This window comes from Castellaniella sp. (genome assembly GCF_049673105.1).
Lineage (GTDB): Bacteria > Pseudomonadota > Gammaproteobacteria > Burkholderiales > Burkholderiaceae_B > Castellaniella.
The window spans coordinates 1-15556 of sequence record NZ_JBATXG010000028.1 but is presented as its reverse complement, the minus strand read 5'-3'; the positions used below and the strand labels follow the sequence as shown (position 1 = coordinate 15556).

Sequence of the window (15556 nt, the reverse complement as noted above, 5' to 3'; positions counted from 1 at the left end):
GCCTATGACTACGACATGGATGTGTTTCATCCTGTCGTGGCGCGTCGCGGCATGGTGGTGTCCGAGCAGGAACTGGCCAGCCAGGCCGGCCTGGCGATGTTGAAAGCCGGCGGGAACGCCGTCGATGCCGCCGTGGCCGTGGGTTTTACGCTGGCCGTGGTGCTGCCCAATGCCGGCAATCTGGGCGGCGGGGGCTTCATGATGGTGCACACCGCCCAGGACGGCAAGGACATCGCCCTGGATTTCCGCGAGATGGCGCCTGGCAAGGCCTCGCGTGATATGTACCTGGATGCGCAGGGCAAGGTGGTCGATGGCCGTTCCCTGTTCACCCACCTGGCCGTAGGGGTGCCCGGCAGCGTGGCCGGCCTGACCCATGCGCAGCAGCGCTGGGGAAAACTGACTCTGGCGCAGGTGATGGCGCCTGCCATCCGGCTGGCCGAGCAGGGCTACACCGTCAGCCAGCCGCTGGCGGAGGCATTGGGCAAGACCGCCAAGACCATGGGCCAGTGGCCAGCCACCCGGGCCATTTTCTGGCGTAACGGTCAGCCCCTGAAGGCAGGCGACCGGTTGGTGCAAAAAGACCTGGCGCACTCTTTGCGCCTGATCGCCGGCCAAGGGGCCGATGTCTTTTACCGCGGCGCCATCGGCCAGAAAATCGCGGCGGAAATGGCGCGCCACGGCGGTCTGATCACGAGGCAGGATCTGGCGCAGTACCGGGTGGTCGAGCGTGAGCCCATCGTGGGCAATTACCGGGGCTATCGCGTGGTCACGATGCCCCCGCCCAGTTCCGGCGGCATCCATCTGGTGCAGATCCTGAACATGATGGAAGGCTGGCCGATCAGCGACTGGGGGGCCGGCAGCGCCCAGACCATCCAGCACATGGCCGAGGCGATGAAGCTGGCCTATGCGGACCGGTCGGAATACCTGGGGGACACCGATTTTGTCAAAGTGCCGGTGGCCGGGTTGATCTCCAAAACCTATGCCCGTACGCTGGCGGCCACCATCGATGCCAAACGCGCACGGCCTTCATCCGACATCAAACCTGGCCATCCGCAGCCCTATGAAAGCGACCAGACGACGCATTTCTCGGTCGCGGATTCGGAGGGCAATGCCGTGGCGGTGACCTACACGCTGAATACCAATTTCGGCAGTGGCATCGTGGCGGACGGTACCGGCATCCTGCTCAATAACGAGATGGACGATTTTTCCGCCAAACCCGGTGTGGCCAATGTCTATGGCCTGATCGGCGGCGAGGCCAATGCCGTGCAGGCAGGCAAGCGGCCTTTGTCATCCATGACACCGACGCTGGTGATGAAGGATGGCCGCCCCTGGCTGGTGACGGGCAGCCCGGGAGGCGCCCGCATCATCACGACGGTCCTGGAAACGGTGGTCGATGCCATTGATTTCGGGATGAATCCTGCCGAAGCGGCTGCTCAACCGCGCTTTCACCACCAGTGGTGGCCGGATCAATTGAGAGTTGAAAAGGGGCTCAGCCCCGACACCCTGGCGCTGTTGCGCGGCTACGGCCAGCATGTCTCCATCATGCCCACGATGGGCCGCACACAGACCATCCAGATCCGTGACGGGGGGATGTACGGCGCCGCGGATCCGCGCAATCCGGATGGCGCCGCGCTCGGTTGGTAAAGCGCTGATCCGCATCAAGTATCCCTGCGGTGTTCCGGTGCTTCGGGACACCGCAGGGCGGGGATCGGGTAGGATGAGACCTGTCCTTTTCTGCGAGATTCCTGCCCATGAACATCACCTGTTTCGATGACTTGTTGCGGGCGGCCCGCCAGCAGCCTGAACCCCAGCGTCTGCTGTTCGTCTTTGCCGCCAGCGGCGTGCCCGACGACGCCACGCCGGCGCAAAAAGCCAGCCATGCCAGGGGCGAAGGCGGTGAGCTGACCCCGTTGCTGTGCGTGGACAAGACTCCTGCAGAACTGACGGACTTCCAGGCGCTGGCCCAGGAATCCCGACAGACCGGGCAAGACTGGCAGGTGGTGTTCGTTGCCGCCATGGCCGACCAGTCCGCCTATCTGCCGGACAACAAGGACGTGGATCTGGCGTTTCAGCGCATGACGCAGATGATCAAATACGGCGCCATCGGATCCTTGATGGCGTTTGACCGCGGCGGCGACCCCCTGGTGTTCGGGGCCGCCTGATCCGGGCTTCAGGCTTTGACGGCCGGGTCTTGTTTGCGCAGTTCCTTGCGCAAGATCTTGCCCACGTTGCTGCGTGGCAGGTCGTCGCGGAATTCCACGAATTTGGGTACCTTGTAGCCGGTCAGCAGCGTGCGGCAGTGCGCGATGACATCGGCTTCGGTCAGGTTGGGGTCCTTACGGATCACGTACAGCTTGACGACTTCGCCGGACGCGCCGTTGGGCACTCCGATGGCCGCGGCTTCCAGTATGCCGGGATGCTCGATCGCGGCGGCCTCGACTTCATTCGGGTACACATTGAAGCCCGACACCAGGATCATGTCCTTTTTGCGGTCCAGCAGGAAGACATAGCCTTTGTCGTTCATGTAGCCGATGTCGCCCGTCATCAGCCAGCCGTCGGCGTCGAAAACTTTCGCGGTTTCTTCCGGGCGGTTCCAGTAGCCGGCTGTCACCTGCGGCCCCTTGACGCAGATCTCGCCGGATTCGCCGATGGCCATGGTGCGGTTATCGGTGCGCACGGCCACGTCGGTGGATGAAACCGGCAGCCCGATGGAGCCGTTGAAATCCACCTTGTCCAGGGGGTTGATGGTGACGGCGGGCGAAGTTTCCGTCAGCCCGTAGGCCTGGGCGATGGGCTTGCCGGTGGCTTGCAGCCAGCGCGCTGCGATGGCTTCCTGGACGGCCATGCCGCCGCCCAGGGTGGTGTGCAGGCTGCTGAAATCCAGTTTGGCGAAATCGGGGTTGTTCAGCAGGGCGTTGAACAAAGTGTTCACACCGGTCAGCGCCGTGAATTTCACTGTGCCCAGATCCTTGACGAAAGCGGGAATATCGCGCGGATTGACGATCAGCAGGTTGCTGGCGCCCAGTTTCATGAAGGTCAGGCAGTTCGCTGTCAGGGCGAAGATATGATAGAGCGGTAGGGCGGTCACCACGCATTCGCGCTCGCCCTGGCAGAAGGGCTTGACCCAGCTGTAGGCCTGGCAGACGTTCGAGACCAGATTGCCGTGGCTGAGCATGGCGCCCTTGGCCACGCCGGTGGTGCCGCCCGTGTATTGCAGGGCCGCCAGATCGTCATGTGACAAGGCTGGGCGCTGGTAGGTGGCGTGAGCGCCGGCGGCCAGCACCCGGCGCAGGGACACGGCGCCGGGGATGCGCCAGGCCGGCACCATTTTCTTGACGTGGCGCACGACCAGATCGGTGATCAGGCCTTTGGGGAAACTCAGCATTTCACCCAGCGACGTGACGATGACCCGCTTGACGCTCGTGCCCTGCATGGCCATGGCCTGCTGCAGGGTATTGGCGAAATTCTCGGCCACGACTACGGTGGTCGCCCCCGAGTCGGTCAGCTGATGGTGCAGTTCATGGGCCGTGTACAGTGGATTGGTGTTGACCACCACCGCGCCGGCCATCAGCGTGCCGAACAGGCAGATGGGGTATTGCAGCAGATTGGGCATCATCAGGGCGACCCGGTCGCCTTTTTCCACCCCCTGGGACTGCAGCCAGGCCGCGAAGGCCTGCGCTCTTTCGTAGGTCTGGAGGTAGCTCATGGACGCGCCCATGCTGATATACGCCGTATTGTGGGCGTATAGCCGGCAGCTGTCTTCGAACAGGTCAACCAGCGATCCGTATGCCGCGGCCTGATCGGTGATGTCAGCCGGCACCCCCTCGGGGTAATGTTCCAGCCAGATGCGTTCCATGGTGCGTTTCCTTATCTGCGTTTGCAAAAAATCAGTTGGAAGTGGGTTTCTGGCCCAGCAATGCCTGTTTCAGGGATTCCTGCGCCGGGGCCGCGCCCAGCCAGACCTTCAGCAGCGCCGTGGCGAATCGCGGATCCGTGACCTCGCCCAATGCCTTGCCCTTGAATGATACCGAGACCTTGCCTTGCTGGAAATTGATCCTGACCTGATCGCCGGATGCGCCTTCCCCTCCGGTGGCCATGAAAGTCTCGAAATGCTGGATCGTCGCCGACATGGCGGCCAATTCCTTTTCGGTATTATTGGCCTTCAGCCCGTCGTTCAGCGCATCGGTCAGCGCCTTGCTGTTGATATCGCGCAAAAGCGTCAGCTGCAGCACTTGCGGTTCTGGGCTATTCAGAATGGTTTCTACGTCGGTGGTGGGGGTGGGGCGGTACAGTGCCGCCACATAGACCTGAAAGACAAAGCGCTGGCGCAGCCCCGCGCCATTCAACGCCAGAGTCTGCCCATCCAGGGTCTGCTGTTCGGCCACGTTGACCGTGGCGACCGTCAGGGCCTGCGCCGTCGGCAGGGAGGCCAGGCACGCGGCAGTCAGGGCGAGCGCGGCCAGACTGATCTGGAACAGGCGGGCGGGATTGACGAGGCGGGCCGTGCGGCGGGCCTGTTTTTGAGTGGACAGCGTCTTCATGCTTGGTCTCCTGCTGCGTCGGAGCGCAGCTTGTGATGTTTGTACCAGGCCTTGTCGGCCACATAGATGGTGCGTTGCACTTCGGTATGCACGGTGCCGTCCGGGCCTGTCAGCAGCACGGTATAGGTGCGCTCGGCTTCGTGGTCGCGGTCCAGGGCATCGCGAATGTCTTGCAATTCCGCCTCGCTCAGCACGAAGTCGGCAGTCAGGGCGTAGAACGCCGGTCTGCGGTAGCGGATCGTGGCGGCCTTGTCCCAGATGATGGCGTCCCGTCCCAGGCGAGCCATCAGCATGCCGACGTGGATGCCGTCCGTGACGGCGAACAATGATCCGCCATATAGGGAACCCACAATATTGCGGGTGCGCCGGGTCAAGGCCAGGCGTACTCGGATATGCAGCAGGTCCGGGGCGACGTACACCACCCGGCCCCCCGTCGCGCGGAAGGCCGGGTGCAGATTGAATCCTGTGCGCATCGCGCGCGCCTGCCACCGAGGCGGCAGGCGGGACAACTGGGACAGCTTCATGCGGGCGCCCCGCCTGATGCATCAACATGCAGCGTGTGCAGCAGGCGGTTTGCCGGGTTCATCGCGTCGCCGATCAGAAGCGGTGCGAAAACTGCACGCCGATGATGTCCGCGCTGCTCTTGTAGTCGCCCTTCAGCACGCCCGCGCCTTTAGGGTCGGACGTATTGTTGACCGAGGTGTTCTTCACGAACAGGTGGGCATAGCCGACGTCGATGGCGGTGTTCTTGCTGAAGTTGTACTGCGCGCCCAAGGACACCCAGTAGCGGTCGTTATCCGGCAATGAGGCGGGGCGGAAGGCCTCGTCTTGCACCGGCGACTGGTCCCAGGCCACGCCGCCCTTGAAGGTCCAGCTGTCGCTGTAGCGGTAGTTCGCGCCCAAAGACAAACGCCAGGCATCCTTGAAGCGCAGGTCCAGCTCGGCGTTCGGGATGCCGGTGTTCTTGATCTTCAGGGCCGGGATGCTGCTCCAGCCCGTCCAGGCCACGTCGCCCAGCAGAGTCCAGCGGTCGTTCAGCTGATGGACCACGCTGAGGATGGCGGAATCAGGCAGTTCGACGGTGGTCTCGGCATTGTGAGTGCCGATGACGCCCATTGCGGTGAGTCCCCCCGCTGCCGCTGCATTAAGCGAGCGGTTGCTGACTTTGGTGGTGCCGTCGGCATTGATCTTGACCTTGGAACGATAGGACAGACCGAAGCGCGTGTCCGGCGTAGCCTGCCACATGATGCCGGCGTTCCAGCCCCAGCCGTCGCCCTTGGCCTTGACGCGGGCCTCCAGATCGCCGTTAAGACCAGCACCAGCGCCCACGAATGCGTATTGCGCCTTCCTGTAGTCCGCATCCAGCTGCATCCAGTTCACCCCCACGCCGATGGACAAGGTGTCGGTGGCCTTGAAGGCGATGGACGGATTGATGTTGATGCTTTCGATGGCGAATTTTTCCGAGTGGTAGCGCCCCGCCCAGCCTTTCTCGTATTCGGTCACCAGGCCGAAAGGCGCGCCCACGCTCAGGCCCAGCCAGGTGCGCGGGTTCACTTCCCAGGTGAAGTGGGCGTTGGGCAGGGCAGCCCAGGAACCGGCGTCGCCCGCGCCGATCCCGCCAGTCGGCCTGCCGCCGAACGGCCCTAGGTTATTGCCGCCGAAGTGCGTCGGCCCGGTGCTGCCGCCATCCGAGAACTTGAAGCTGGGCTTGATCGCCACCGCACCGGCGCTGACGTTCATGCCCGGCAGCAGGGTGATGCTGGCGGGGTTGAAGAAGTTGGCGCTGGCGTTTTCGCCGATGGCGGCGGAACCCGCGTAGGCGTTGCCGATGCCGCTGGCGTTTTGTTCCAGCAGCTGGAAGCCCGCCGCGTGGACGGTGCCGATGGCGCCCAAGCCGATGATCAGCGCCGACAGGGTCTTGATCGAATGTTGCAGTCTCATGGTGTTGTCTCCAAGAATGGAAGATTAGGCATTTGCCCTTAAAAATTTGGCGTGCAGAAACCCGTGCCGTGCCGTAAGGCATTGCATTCAGAATTTTTTGAGTGCGCAAAAACCCCCGTCGTGCCGGTCGGCACAACGTAAAGGACACTTCAGGGAAAAACCGGGATCAGGCCGGCATTAGACGGGGGTCATTCATCGTGTGGTTTCATCGAAGCCCCCTAAAGTGGTGAGGAAGAATGGCGTCCGTCCGTCACCCCCGGGGTGCGGTCGGTCTGCGCATGGACTTGTCCAGCCTGCAGGCTGGACGAGGGTGAGATCTGGGCGGGCAGCGGCGCCCGCAGGCCGCCCAGCAAAAAGGCCATCAGGCGATTCAGCAGGACATTCGCGTCCAGGCCTGTGTCGCCGTGCAGGTTCATCACCTGGCTGGAACTGTCGGCGCCCATGATGGCGTAGGCCGTGGCGCCCAACATGAAGTGGAAGCGCCAGACGATCTCGGCTTCGGGCACGCCCGGCAGGGAGGTCAGCAAGGCCCGCGTGAAACGATGGGCCACGACCGATCGTTCGGCTTCGAACAGCGCGGTAATGGCGCCGCTGGGGTCGGACAGGTTGCAGCTTTGCAGCGGCATGAAGGCGCGGCGTTCGGCCCCGGCGCTGCAGGCGTGACGCACCAGCGGTCCGAAGTAGGCCTCGACGATGGCGGAGGGTTTCAGCGGTTGGCCTTGGGCCTGGACCTCCAGCGTGTCCAGGATGCGCAGGCGCTCGTTGTTCAGAGCGTCGAGACGGCGTTGGAAGACGGCCTCGATCAAGGCATCTTTGGAGCCGAAGTGATAATTGACGGCGGACAGGTTCACCTCTGCGGCTTTGGTGATCTGGCGCATCGAGGTTTTATCGTGCCCTTGCTCGGCGAACAGGCGTTCGGCAGCATCGAGAATGGCATCGCGGGTGAGAGTCGCTCGAGAGATTGTCATGTGTATTTCAAACGTTTGTTTTAAAACTATACACAAGCCGCCTGGGAACGGTATCCGTGTTACCCCTTAGATAAACCGTCGATGCATCAGAGCGAGCTGTGCGCGTCTTGGGGTTTTGCACCGCAAAGGATACACTTTCATGATTCGTGACAAAGTAAGTAAGGGACGCGTGATGGCATCCGTGCGACAGCTGCTGGTGATTTCGACGCTGGTAATCGCTTGCATCCTGGTCGGTATGCTGGCGATCGGCACACAGCTAATGGATAGGCAACTGGATGGCCAGTTGCAAAGCGATGGTGAAAATGCGGTTGCGACGTTGGCCTTGCTGGTCAGCGCACAGCCCGATCAGGCGGCTCAGGTGCGCGTCCTGGAGGCCGCCTTCCAGCAGGGCAGGTTTGCGGATCTGTCTTTGCGGGCTGATGACGGCGCGTCCGTGTTCCAGGCCCGCCGCACGTCTTCGGCGGCTGCCGCAGCGCCTGCCTGGTTCGCCGCCTGGGGGCATATTCAGCCGCATCAGGCGCAGCGTCAGATTGGTGGGGTGGGGCGGCTCAGCCTGATGCTGGACGCCGCGCCGGCGCGTGATGCGTTGTGGGCGCATGTTGTCCAGTGGTTGTGGCTGGCCTTGGGGATAGCGGCGTTCTGGGCGCTATTTCTGGCGGCGCTGCTATCGCGGCTGCGTTACGCCCTGCAGGATGCGGCGGCGGAATCTCCCGAGATCAAGGTCAAGCAGACTGAACCCGTCGACAACGCAGAACTGCTCGACGAGGTCCGCGAGCGGGTGCCGCCGACCATGGATGAGCAGATGGCGCGTATCGAGCAGCTGGAAATAGAGCTCAATCGCGATCCGGTGACGGGGCTGGCCAATCGAGCCTACTTCCTGAACGAACTGAAGCGTGTCTTGCGGGACGATTCACGCCAGGGCGCGGTCAGCGGCTATGTGCTGTTGGTGCGTCAGCGCGACATGGCGCGACTGCAGAATCAAAGCGATCGACAGGAAATCGCTGACTGGCTGCGCCTGCTGGGCAGCCGCCTGATCGAGGTGCTGGCGGACTACCCCAAAGCGCAGGCCTTGCCGGCACGGCTCAATGGCGCAGATTTCGCCATCTTGTTGCCGGTGGGCGGGGGGCCCGAGGTCATGCGCCCCGTCCAGCGCCTGCATGAATTGTTCGAAACCTTGCGGGTCAAGCTGGATAGCCAGAATCTGTCGCGCTGGGCATTCGCCCTGACGGACTATACCGTTCAGTGCACGACCAAAGAAGTCCTGACACGGCTGGATCTGGCCCTGATGTGCGCGGAAAGCGCCGGCCATGCCGAGGTTGAATTCCTATCGCATGCGGATCGCGACACCGGCGAACTGCGCATGGGAGAAGCCTCCTGGCGCGCCTTGATCTCCCAGGCGCTGGATCAAGATCGTCTGGCGCTGGACGTGAGACCCGTGCAATACGAAGGCGACGACATCGCGGATCGCCACGAGGCATCGCTCAGCCTGCAGGAAGGCGACGGCGAGCAGCCGCCGATGTCCGGCTATCTGTTCATGCCGGCGGCCGCGCGATTGGGGCTGTCCTCGGATTGCGATATGCGCGCCCTGGCGCTGGCCCTGAGCTGGCTGGGCGAGCACCCCGGCATCCTGGTGGTGCGCATGTCCATGTCCTCTATTCTGGATGCCCAATATCTGGGCGAGGTCCGCAGCGTATGCGCCTATGCGGATCCCGAGCTGCTGCGACGCGTGGTCGTGGAACTGGACGCCTACGGCCTTAGCCGCCATCTGGATGCCTTCAAGTCCTTTGCGCAGGGCCTGATCGAAACCGGGATCTCGGTGGGTTTGCGCGGCCTGGATCAGCAGCCCGATGCCTTGCGCAAAATCCACGAGGTCGACTTCGCCTATGTGAAGCTGGGCGGCGCCTTTGTCCGCGAGTTGCTGTCCAGCCCAGGCGGGGTCCAGATGATGGTTGCGGTCACGGAAACCGCCATCGGCATGGGCATGCGGGTCTATGTCGATGACGCCGACGACGACGCCACCCGGCATATGGTGATGGAATATGGCGGGCTGCCGCGCCTGCCTTAATGCCGCATGGCAACAAATTATCGACAGACCCATTGCTTTCTTTGTGGGTTTCTGTCTATAATTGCTGTCTTGGTTTATCAGCCAGCTGCATTCCATTGCAGGACATCGACAATACGGTGGCTTGCGGATTGGCCGGATGATGGCCGAGTTGGTAATCTCGTTTATGCGCAAAATCTTTTGCGCTAACAGGAATTTCAACCCAGAGCCCGCGCGCGGCAAGGTGCGTCGGCTTGACGGGACCAAAACTGGCTGCGATGTCTAAGGGTAAATGCTCTGGGCTTCGTTGTTAAGTTGGAACAGGAAAAATCATGATCCAAATGCAGACCACGCTGGACGTGGCCGACAACACAGGTGCGCGTTCCGTCATGTGCATCAAAGTGTTGGGTGGCTCGAAGCGCCGCTATGCCGCCATTGGCGACGTCATCAAAGTGACCGTCAAAGAAGCAGCACCTCGCGGGCGCGTGAAAAAAGGTGAAATCTACAACGCCGTGGTGGTGCGTACCGCCAAGGGCGTGCGCCGCAAGGATGGTTCCTTGATCCGCTTCGGCGGCAATGCGGCCGTGTTGCTCAATGCGAAACTCGAACCCATCGGCACGCGTATTTTCGGACCGGTCACCCGTGAACTGCGTACCGAAAAGTTCATGAAGATCGTGTCCCTGGCGCCCGAAGTGCTGTAAGGAGCAGATCATGCAAAATATTCGTAAAGGCGACGAAGTCATCGTGTTGGCCGGTCGTGACCGTAGCCGCCGAGGCACTGTCGTGGCGCGCGTCGATGAAGACCACGTGTTGGTCGAGGGCATCAATGTCGTCAAGAAGCACGCCAAGGGCAATCCCATGGCTGGCACGCCCGGCGGCATCGTTGACAAGACCCTGCCCATCCATATCTCCAATGTGGCGGTCTACAACCCGGAAACCGGCAAGGGCGACCGCATCGGCGTCAAGGTCGTAGACGGCGCCAAGGTCCGCATTTTCCGCTCCAACGGCGCTGTCGTTGGCGCGAAGGCATAAGGGGCGCACCAAATGGCTCGTTTACAAGACTTCTACCGCAACCAGGTCGCAGGCGACCTGAAGGCGCAATTCGGCTATCAGTCGATCATGCAAGTGCCTCGCATCACCAAGATCACCCTGAACATGGGTGTGTCCGAGGCCGTGTCCGACAAGAAGATCATCGAAAACGCCGTCGGCGACATGACCAAGATTGCTGGTCAGAAACCCGTCATCACGAAAACCCGCAAAGCCATTGCCGGCTTCAAGATTCGTGAAGACTATCCGATTGGCTGCATGGTCACCCTGCGCGGCCAGCGTATGTATGAATTCCTGGATCGTCTGATCTCCATCGCCCTGCCGCGCGTGCGCGACTTCCGTGGTGTGTCGGGTCGTGCCTTTGATGGCCGCGGCAACTACAACATCGGGGTGAAGGAACAGATCATCTTCCCGGAAATCGAATACGACAAGATCGATGCCGTGCGCGGGATGAACATCAGCATCACCACCACCGCAAAGACCGACGAGGAAGCCAAGGCGCTCTTGAGCGCATTCAGCTTCCCCTTCCGCAACTAAGGGGCTGACGTGGCAAAACTTTCCCTCATCAATCGTGACATCAAGCGCGCCAAGCTGGCTGAGAAATTCGCGGCAAAGCGCACGGCACTGAAGGCGATCATCGCCGATCAGTCCAAATCCGACGAAGAGCGTTATCAGGCTCGTCTGGCCCTGCAGCAGCTGCCGCGCAACGCCAACCCCACCCGCCAGCGTAATCGCTGCGTGGTGACGGGGCGCTCCCGCGGCGTGTTCAGCAAGTTCGGGCTGACGCGTCACAAACTGCGTGAAATGGCCATGCGCGGCGAAGTGCCGGGCATGACCAAGGCCAGCTGGTAGGAGAATCACACATGAGCATGAGCGATCCCATCGCCGATATGCTGACCCGCGTGCGTAACGCACAAATGGTCAACAAGACGTCGGTTTCCATGCCCTCCTCTAAGCTGAAAGCCGCTATTGCGGCAGTGCTGAAAGACGAAGGCTACATTGACGATTTCCGCGTGGCGGGCGAACAAGCCAAGCCGCAACTGGAAATCACCTTGAAATATTATGCCGGTCGCCCGGTGATCGAGCGCATCGACCGCGTCTCGCGTCCCGGCCTGCGCATCTACAAGAGCAGCACCACCATTCCGCAGGTCATGAACGGCCTGGGCGTGGCGATTGTTTCCACCCCGCGTGGCGTCATGACGGACCGCAAGGCCCGTGCCACCGGTGTTGGCGGCGAAGTGCTCTGCTACGTGGCATAAGGGGAATTTACTATGTCACGTATCGCCAAATATCCCGTCGCGCTGCCCAAAGGCGTCGAAGCCACGATCAGCGCCGGTCAGATTTCCGTCAAGGGCCCGCTGGGCACCCTGAGCCAGTCGTTGGACGGCAACGTTCGCATCTCTCAGGAAGACGGCCAACTGACGTTTGCCGTTGCCAATGATTCCCGTCAGGCCAATGCGATGTCCGGCACTATGCGTGCGCTGGTCAATAACATGGTGACTGGTGTCAGCGCTGGTTTCGAGCGCCGTCTGAACCTGGTGGGCGTGGGTTTCCGCGCTCAGGTCCAGGGCAATGTGCTGAAGCTGCAACTGGGCTTTTCGCACGACGTGTTGCACGAGATCCCCGCCGGGATCAAGATCGAATGTCCGTCCCAGACTGAAGTCGTGGTCAAGGGCGCCGACAAACAGGTTGTCGGTCAGGTGGCCGCCGAAATCCGCGCCTATCGCGAACCCGAACCCTATAAGGGCAAGGGCGTGCGATATGCGGACGAGCGCGTCATCCTGAAGGAAACCAAGAAGAAATAAGCACGCAGGCAAGGACGAATCATGGACAAGAAACTCTCCCGTTTGCGTCGTGCTGCGGCTACCCGCCGCAAGATTCACGAGCTGCGTGTGCATCGCCTGGCGGTGCATCGCACGAATCTGCACATCTACGCCAACATCATTTCTCCGGAAGGCGATCGTGTGCTCGTCAGCGTTTCCACGCTCGAGCCCGCGCTCCGCAAGGAACTCGCCAGCCAGAAGGCCAACGGGGGCAATGCCGCCGCCGCCAGCCTGGTCGGCAAGCTTGTGGCTGAAAAGGCCAAGGCTGCCGGTATCGAGCTCGTCGCTTTCGACCGCTCGGGCTTCCGTTACCATGGCCGCGTCAAGGCGCTGGCCGAAGCCGCGCGTGAAGCCGGCTTGAAGTTCTAAGGGAATCACATGGCTAAAGCACAAGGCAAGCACGCCGCCGAGCAGGAACGCGACGACGGCATGCGCGAAAAAATGATCGCGGTCAACCGCGTCAGAAAGGTCGTCAAGGGTGGTCGCACCATGAGCTTCGCTGCGCTGACCGTGGTTGGTGACGGCGATGGTCGCATCGGCATGGGCAAGGGCAAGGCCCGCGAAGTGCCGGTGGCGGTTCAAAAGGCAATGGAACAGGCCCGTCGCGGTCTGCTCAAGGTCTCCTTGAAGAACGGCACGCTGCACCACACCGTGGTGGGCAAGCATGGCGCTTCCACCGTTCTGATTTCGCCGGCTGCTGAAGGTACCGGCGTGATCGCCGGCGGCCCGATGCGCGCGATCTTCGAAGTCATGGGTGTGCGTAACGTCGTGGCCAAGAGCCTCGGCTCCAGCAACCCCTACAACATGGTGCGCGCCACGCTGAATGGTCTGCGCGCCTGCTCCACCCCGGCGGAAATCGCTGCCAAGCGCGGCAAATCCGTCGAAGAAATTCTGGGGTAAGACATGGCACAGAAGCAAATCAAAGTCACGCTCGTGCGCTCCGTGATCGGCACTCATAAATCCCACCGCGCTACTGTGCGTGGTCTGGGTTTGGGCAAGGTCAACAGCAGCCGCGTTCTGATCGATACTCCCGAGGTACGTGGGATGATCCGCAAGGTGGATTATCTGGTCACGGTCTCGGAAGCCTGAACAAAGGAATTCAGATGTCCGTCACTCAACTGAATACACTCGCGCCCGCCGAAGGCGCCAAGCGTCCGCGCCGTCGCGTGGGCCGTGGCATCGGCTCCGGCCTGGGCAAGACCGGTGGCCGCGGCCACAAAGGTCAGAAATCCCGTGCCGGTGGTTTCCACAAGGTCGGTTTCGAAGGCGGCCAGATGCCGTTGCAGCGTCGTCTGCCCAAGCGTGGCTTTACGCCGCTGGGTCGCCACCTGAAGGCTGAGATCCGTCTGTCCGACCTGCAAGCGCTGCCCATCGATGACATCGATGTGCAGGTGCTCAAGGCCGCTGGCCTGGTGGGTGAACTGGTGCGTTACGTCAAGGTCATCAAGACCGGCGAGATCAGCCGCAAGGTCGATCTGAAAGGCATCACTGCAACGGCCGGCGCTCGCGCCGCGATCGAAGCCGCCGGCGGTTCGCTGGCTTAAAGGGGCAGCAGTGGCGAAAGCTCAGGCACATAAGCCCAGCGCAGGATACGGCGATCTCAAGCGCCGCATCCTGTTTCTCGTGCTGGCCCTGATCGTCTACCGCATGGGGACGCACATCCCCGTGCCGGGCATCAATCCCGATTCGTTGGCAGATCTGTTCCAACAGAACCAAGGCGGCATTCTGGGGCTGTTCAACATGTTCTCCGGCGGGGCGCTGGAACGGTTCTCCGTGCTGGCCCTGGGGATCATGCCGTACATTTCGGCGGCCATCATCATGCAGTTGCTGGTGGTGGTGGTGCCTGCGTTGGAAGCCATCAAGAAAGAAGGCCAGTCCGGGCAGCGCAAGATCACGCAGTACACGCGCTACGGCACGGTGTTTCTGGCGTTGTTCCAGGCGGTGGGGATTTCCGTCGCTCTGGAATCGCAGCCGGGCCTGGTCATTGATCCGGGGCTGTTGTTCCGCTTTACGACCATCGTGACGCTGGTGACCGGTTCCATGTTCTTGATGTGGCTGGGCGAGCAAATCACCGAGCGCGGCTTGGGCAATGGCATTTCGCTGCTGATCTTCGCTGGGATCGTAGCGGGTCTGCCCGGTGCGCTGGGCGGGATGCTGGATCTGGTTCGCACGGATGCGATGTCGGTGCTGGCAGCCTTGTTCATCCTGGCCTTGGTGGTCGCCGTCACGTATTTCGTGGTGTATGTCGAACGCGGTCAGCGTCGCATCACCGTGAACTACGCGAAGCGCCAAGTCGGCAATAAGCTCTATGGCGGCCAGTCCTCGCACCTGCCGCTGAAGCTGAACATGTCCGGGGTGATTCCGCCGATCTTTGCGTCGTCCATCATCCTGTTGCCCGCCACGGTGACCAGCTGGTTTGCCAGCAATCCGAACATGCGTTGGCTGGGTGATCTGGCTGCGGCCCTGTCGCCGCGTCAGCCGCTGTATGTGACGCTGTATTCCGGTCTGATCATTTTCTTCTGCTTCTTTTATACGGCGTTGGTATTCAATAGCCGCGAGACAGCAGACAACCTGAAGAAAAGCGGCGCGTTTGTGCCCGGCATCCGGCCCGGTGAACAGACTGCCCGCTACATCGACAAGATCCTGATGCGCTTGACGCTGTCGGGGGCGGTCTATGTCACGCTGGTGTGTCTGTTACCCGAATTGATGCAGATGCGCTGGAATGTGCCGTTCTATTTCGGCGGTACCTCGCTACTGATTATTGTCGTCGTCGCCATGGATTTCATGGCCCAGGCTCAGGCCTATGTTATGTCCCAACAGTATGATTCGTTGCTCCGGAAGGCGAACTTCAAGGGCGCGGGTCTTCCGATGCGATAACAATCATGTCTAAGGACGACGTCATTCAGATGCAAGGGGAGGTCGTGGAAAACCTTCCCAACGCAACGTTTCGTGTCAAGCTGGAAAACGGTCACATGGTGCTGGGCCATATTTCAGGCAAGATGCGTATGCACTATATCCGGATCCTTCCGGGTGACAAGGTCACAGTGGAGCTCACGCCCTATGATCTGTCGCGCGCCAGGATAGTTTTCCGCTCCAAATAGGCGGCCGGTCAAAAACCAGGAGAATCCCATGAAGGTAATGGCATCGGTAAAGCGGATCTGCCGCAACTGCAAAATCATTAAACGTCACGGCGTG

Annotated in this window: 21 protein-coding genes; 16 read left to right on the top strand and 5 right to left on the bottom strand. The window is 61.5% G+C overall.

Features of this window, described 5'->3' with window-relative positions:
- Both ggt and WBF69_RS11235 read left to right on the top strand, forming a co-directional pair.
- On the top strand, window positions 1-1644 hold a 1644-nt coding region (ggt, locus tag WBF69_RS11240; protein ID WP_424264163.1), incomplete at its 5' end, for a gamma-glutamyltransferase.
- 107 nt (window positions 1645-1751) lie between these two features.
- Complete coding sequence (locus tag WBF69_RS11235) at window positions 1752-2162, top strand: ribonucleotide reductase subunit alpha (RefSeq protein WP_424264161.1); 411 nt, start codon at window positions 1752-1754, stop codon at window positions 2160-2162.
- Window positions 2163-2170: 8 nt separating this feature from the next.
- Here WBF69_RS11235 and WBF69_RS11230 read toward each other — a convergent pair whose 3' ends face one another.
- From WBF69_RS11230 to WBF69_RS11210, 5 genes are all read right to left on the bottom strand, one after another.
- Window positions 2171-3856 carry an AMP-binding protein gene (locus WBF69_RS11230; protein ID WP_424264159.1) on the bottom strand — a complete coding sequence of 562 codons (1686 nt, stop codon included), beginning with the start codon at window positions 3854-3856 and terminating at the stop codon, window positions 2171-2173.
- Between the two features lie 31 nt (window positions 3857-3887).
- Window positions 3888-4541, bottom strand: a complete 654-nt coding sequence (locus WBF69_RS11225; protein ID WP_424264157.1) for a chalcone isomerase family protein — start codon at window positions 4539-4541, stop codon at window positions 3888-3890.
- On the bottom strand, window positions 4538-5065 hold the full coding sequence (locus tag WBF69_RS11220) for a DUF4442 domain-containing protein (protein WP_424264155.1): 528 nt from the start codon (window positions 5063-5065) through the stop codon (window positions 4538-4540). The genes WBF69_RS11225 and WBF69_RS11220 overlap by 4 nt, the downstream gene beginning before the upstream one ends.
- A gap of 73 nt (window positions 5066-5138) precedes the next feature.
- Window positions 5139-6482, bottom strand: coding sequence for an OmpP1/FadL family transporter (locus WBF69_RS11215; RefSeq protein ID WP_424264153.1), 1344 nt, complete (start codon window positions 6480-6482; stop codon window positions 5139-5141).
- Window positions 6483-6700: 218 nt separating this feature from the next.
- Window positions 6701-7450 (bottom strand): TetR/AcrR family transcriptional regulator, encoded by a 750-nt coding sequence (locus tag WBF69_RS11210; protein ID WP_424264151.1) that lies wholly within the window; start codon window positions 7448-7450, stop codon window positions 6701-6703.
- A gap of 172 nt (window positions 7451-7622) precedes the next feature.
- On the opposite strand from WBF69_RS11210, the gene WBF69_RS11205 reads away from it, so the two are divergent.
- The 14 genes from WBF69_RS11205 to rpmJ form a co-directional block, all read left to right on the top strand.
- On the top strand, window positions 7623-9515 hold the full coding sequence (locus WBF69_RS11205; RefSeq protein WP_424264149.1) for an EAL domain-containing protein: 1893 nt from the start codon (window positions 7623-7625) through the stop codon (window positions 9513-9515).
- Window positions 9516-9823: 308 nt separating this feature from the next.
- Entirely contained in the window at window positions 9824-10192 is a 369-nt protein-coding gene (gene rplN, locus WBF69_RS11200; protein ID WP_153231433.1) for a 50S ribosomal protein L14, read from the top strand.
- Window positions 10193-10202: 10 nt separating this feature from the next.
- On the top strand, window positions 10203-10523 hold the full coding sequence (rplX, locus tag WBF69_RS11195) for a 50S ribosomal protein L24 (RefSeq protein ID WP_424264147.1): 321 nt from the start codon (window positions 10203-10205) through the stop codon (window positions 10521-10523).
- A gap of 12 nt (window positions 10524-10535) precedes the next feature.
- The gene (gene rplE / locus WBF69_RS11190; RefSeq protein ID WP_424264145.1) at window positions 10536-11075 is read left to right on the top strand and encodes a 50S ribosomal protein L5; all 540 of its coding nucleotides are present in this window, start codon (window positions 10536-10538) and stop codon (window positions 11073-11075) included.
- Between the two features lie 9 nt (window positions 11076-11084).
- Window positions 11085-11390 carry a 30S ribosomal protein S14 gene (rpsN, locus tag WBF69_RS11185; protein WP_424264143.1) on the top strand — a complete coding sequence of 102 codons (306 nt, stop codon included), beginning with the start codon at window positions 11085-11087 and terminating at the stop codon, window positions 11388-11390.
- 11 nt (window positions 11391-11401) lie between these two features.
- Entirely contained in the window at window positions 11402-11797 is a 396-nt protein-coding gene (gene rpsH, locus WBF69_RS11180) for a 30S ribosomal protein S8 (RefSeq protein WP_323018670.1), read from the top strand.
- Window positions 11798-11809: 12 nt separating this feature from the next.
- Window positions 11810-12343, top strand: a complete 534-nt coding sequence (gene rplF, locus WBF69_RS11175) for a 50S ribosomal protein L6 (protein ID WP_424264140.1) — start codon at window positions 11810-11812, stop codon at window positions 12341-12343.
- 21 nt (window positions 12344-12364) lie between these two features.
- Window positions 12365-12730 (top strand): 50S ribosomal protein L18, encoded by a 366-nt coding sequence (gene rplR, locus WBF69_RS11170; protein ID WP_323018668.1) that lies wholly within the window; start codon window positions 12365-12367, stop codon window positions 12728-12730.
- Between the two features lie 9 nt (window positions 12731-12739).
- Window positions 12740-13261 carry a 30S ribosomal protein S5 gene (gene rpsE, locus WBF69_RS11165; protein WP_424264138.1) on the top strand — a complete coding sequence of 174 codons (522 nt, stop codon included), beginning with the start codon at window positions 12740-12742 and terminating at the stop codon, window positions 13259-13261.
- 3 nt (window positions 13262-13264) lie between these two features.
- Window positions 13265-13450, top strand: a complete 186-nt coding sequence (gene rpmD, locus WBF69_RS11160) for a 50S ribosomal protein L30 (RefSeq protein ID WP_066454712.1) — start codon at window positions 13265-13267, stop codon at window positions 13448-13450.
- 14 nt (window positions 13451-13464) lie between these two features.
- Window positions 13465-13905, top strand: a complete 441-nt coding sequence (rplO, locus tag WBF69_RS11155) for a 50S ribosomal protein L15 (RefSeq protein ID WP_424264136.1) — start codon at window positions 13465-13467, stop codon at window positions 13903-13905.
- A 10-nt stretch (window positions 13906-13915) separates the two neighbouring features.
- Complete coding sequence (gene secY, locus WBF69_RS11150; RefSeq protein WP_424264134.1) at window positions 13916-15238, top strand: preprotein translocase subunit SecY; 1323 nt, start codon at window positions 13916-13918, stop codon at window positions 15236-15238.
- Window positions 15239-15243: 5 nt separating this feature from the next.
- Window positions 15244-15462 (top strand): translation initiation factor IF-1, encoded by a 219-nt coding sequence (gene infA / locus WBF69_RS11145; RefSeq protein WP_298014710.1) that lies wholly within the window; start codon window positions 15244-15246, stop codon window positions 15460-15462.
- Between the two features lie 28 nt (window positions 15463-15490).
- Window positions 15491-15556, top strand: a 66-nt coding sequence (rpmJ, locus tag WBF69_RS11140) for a 50S ribosomal protein L36 (RefSeq protein WP_424264165.1), incomplete at its 3' end; no start/stop codon positions are given.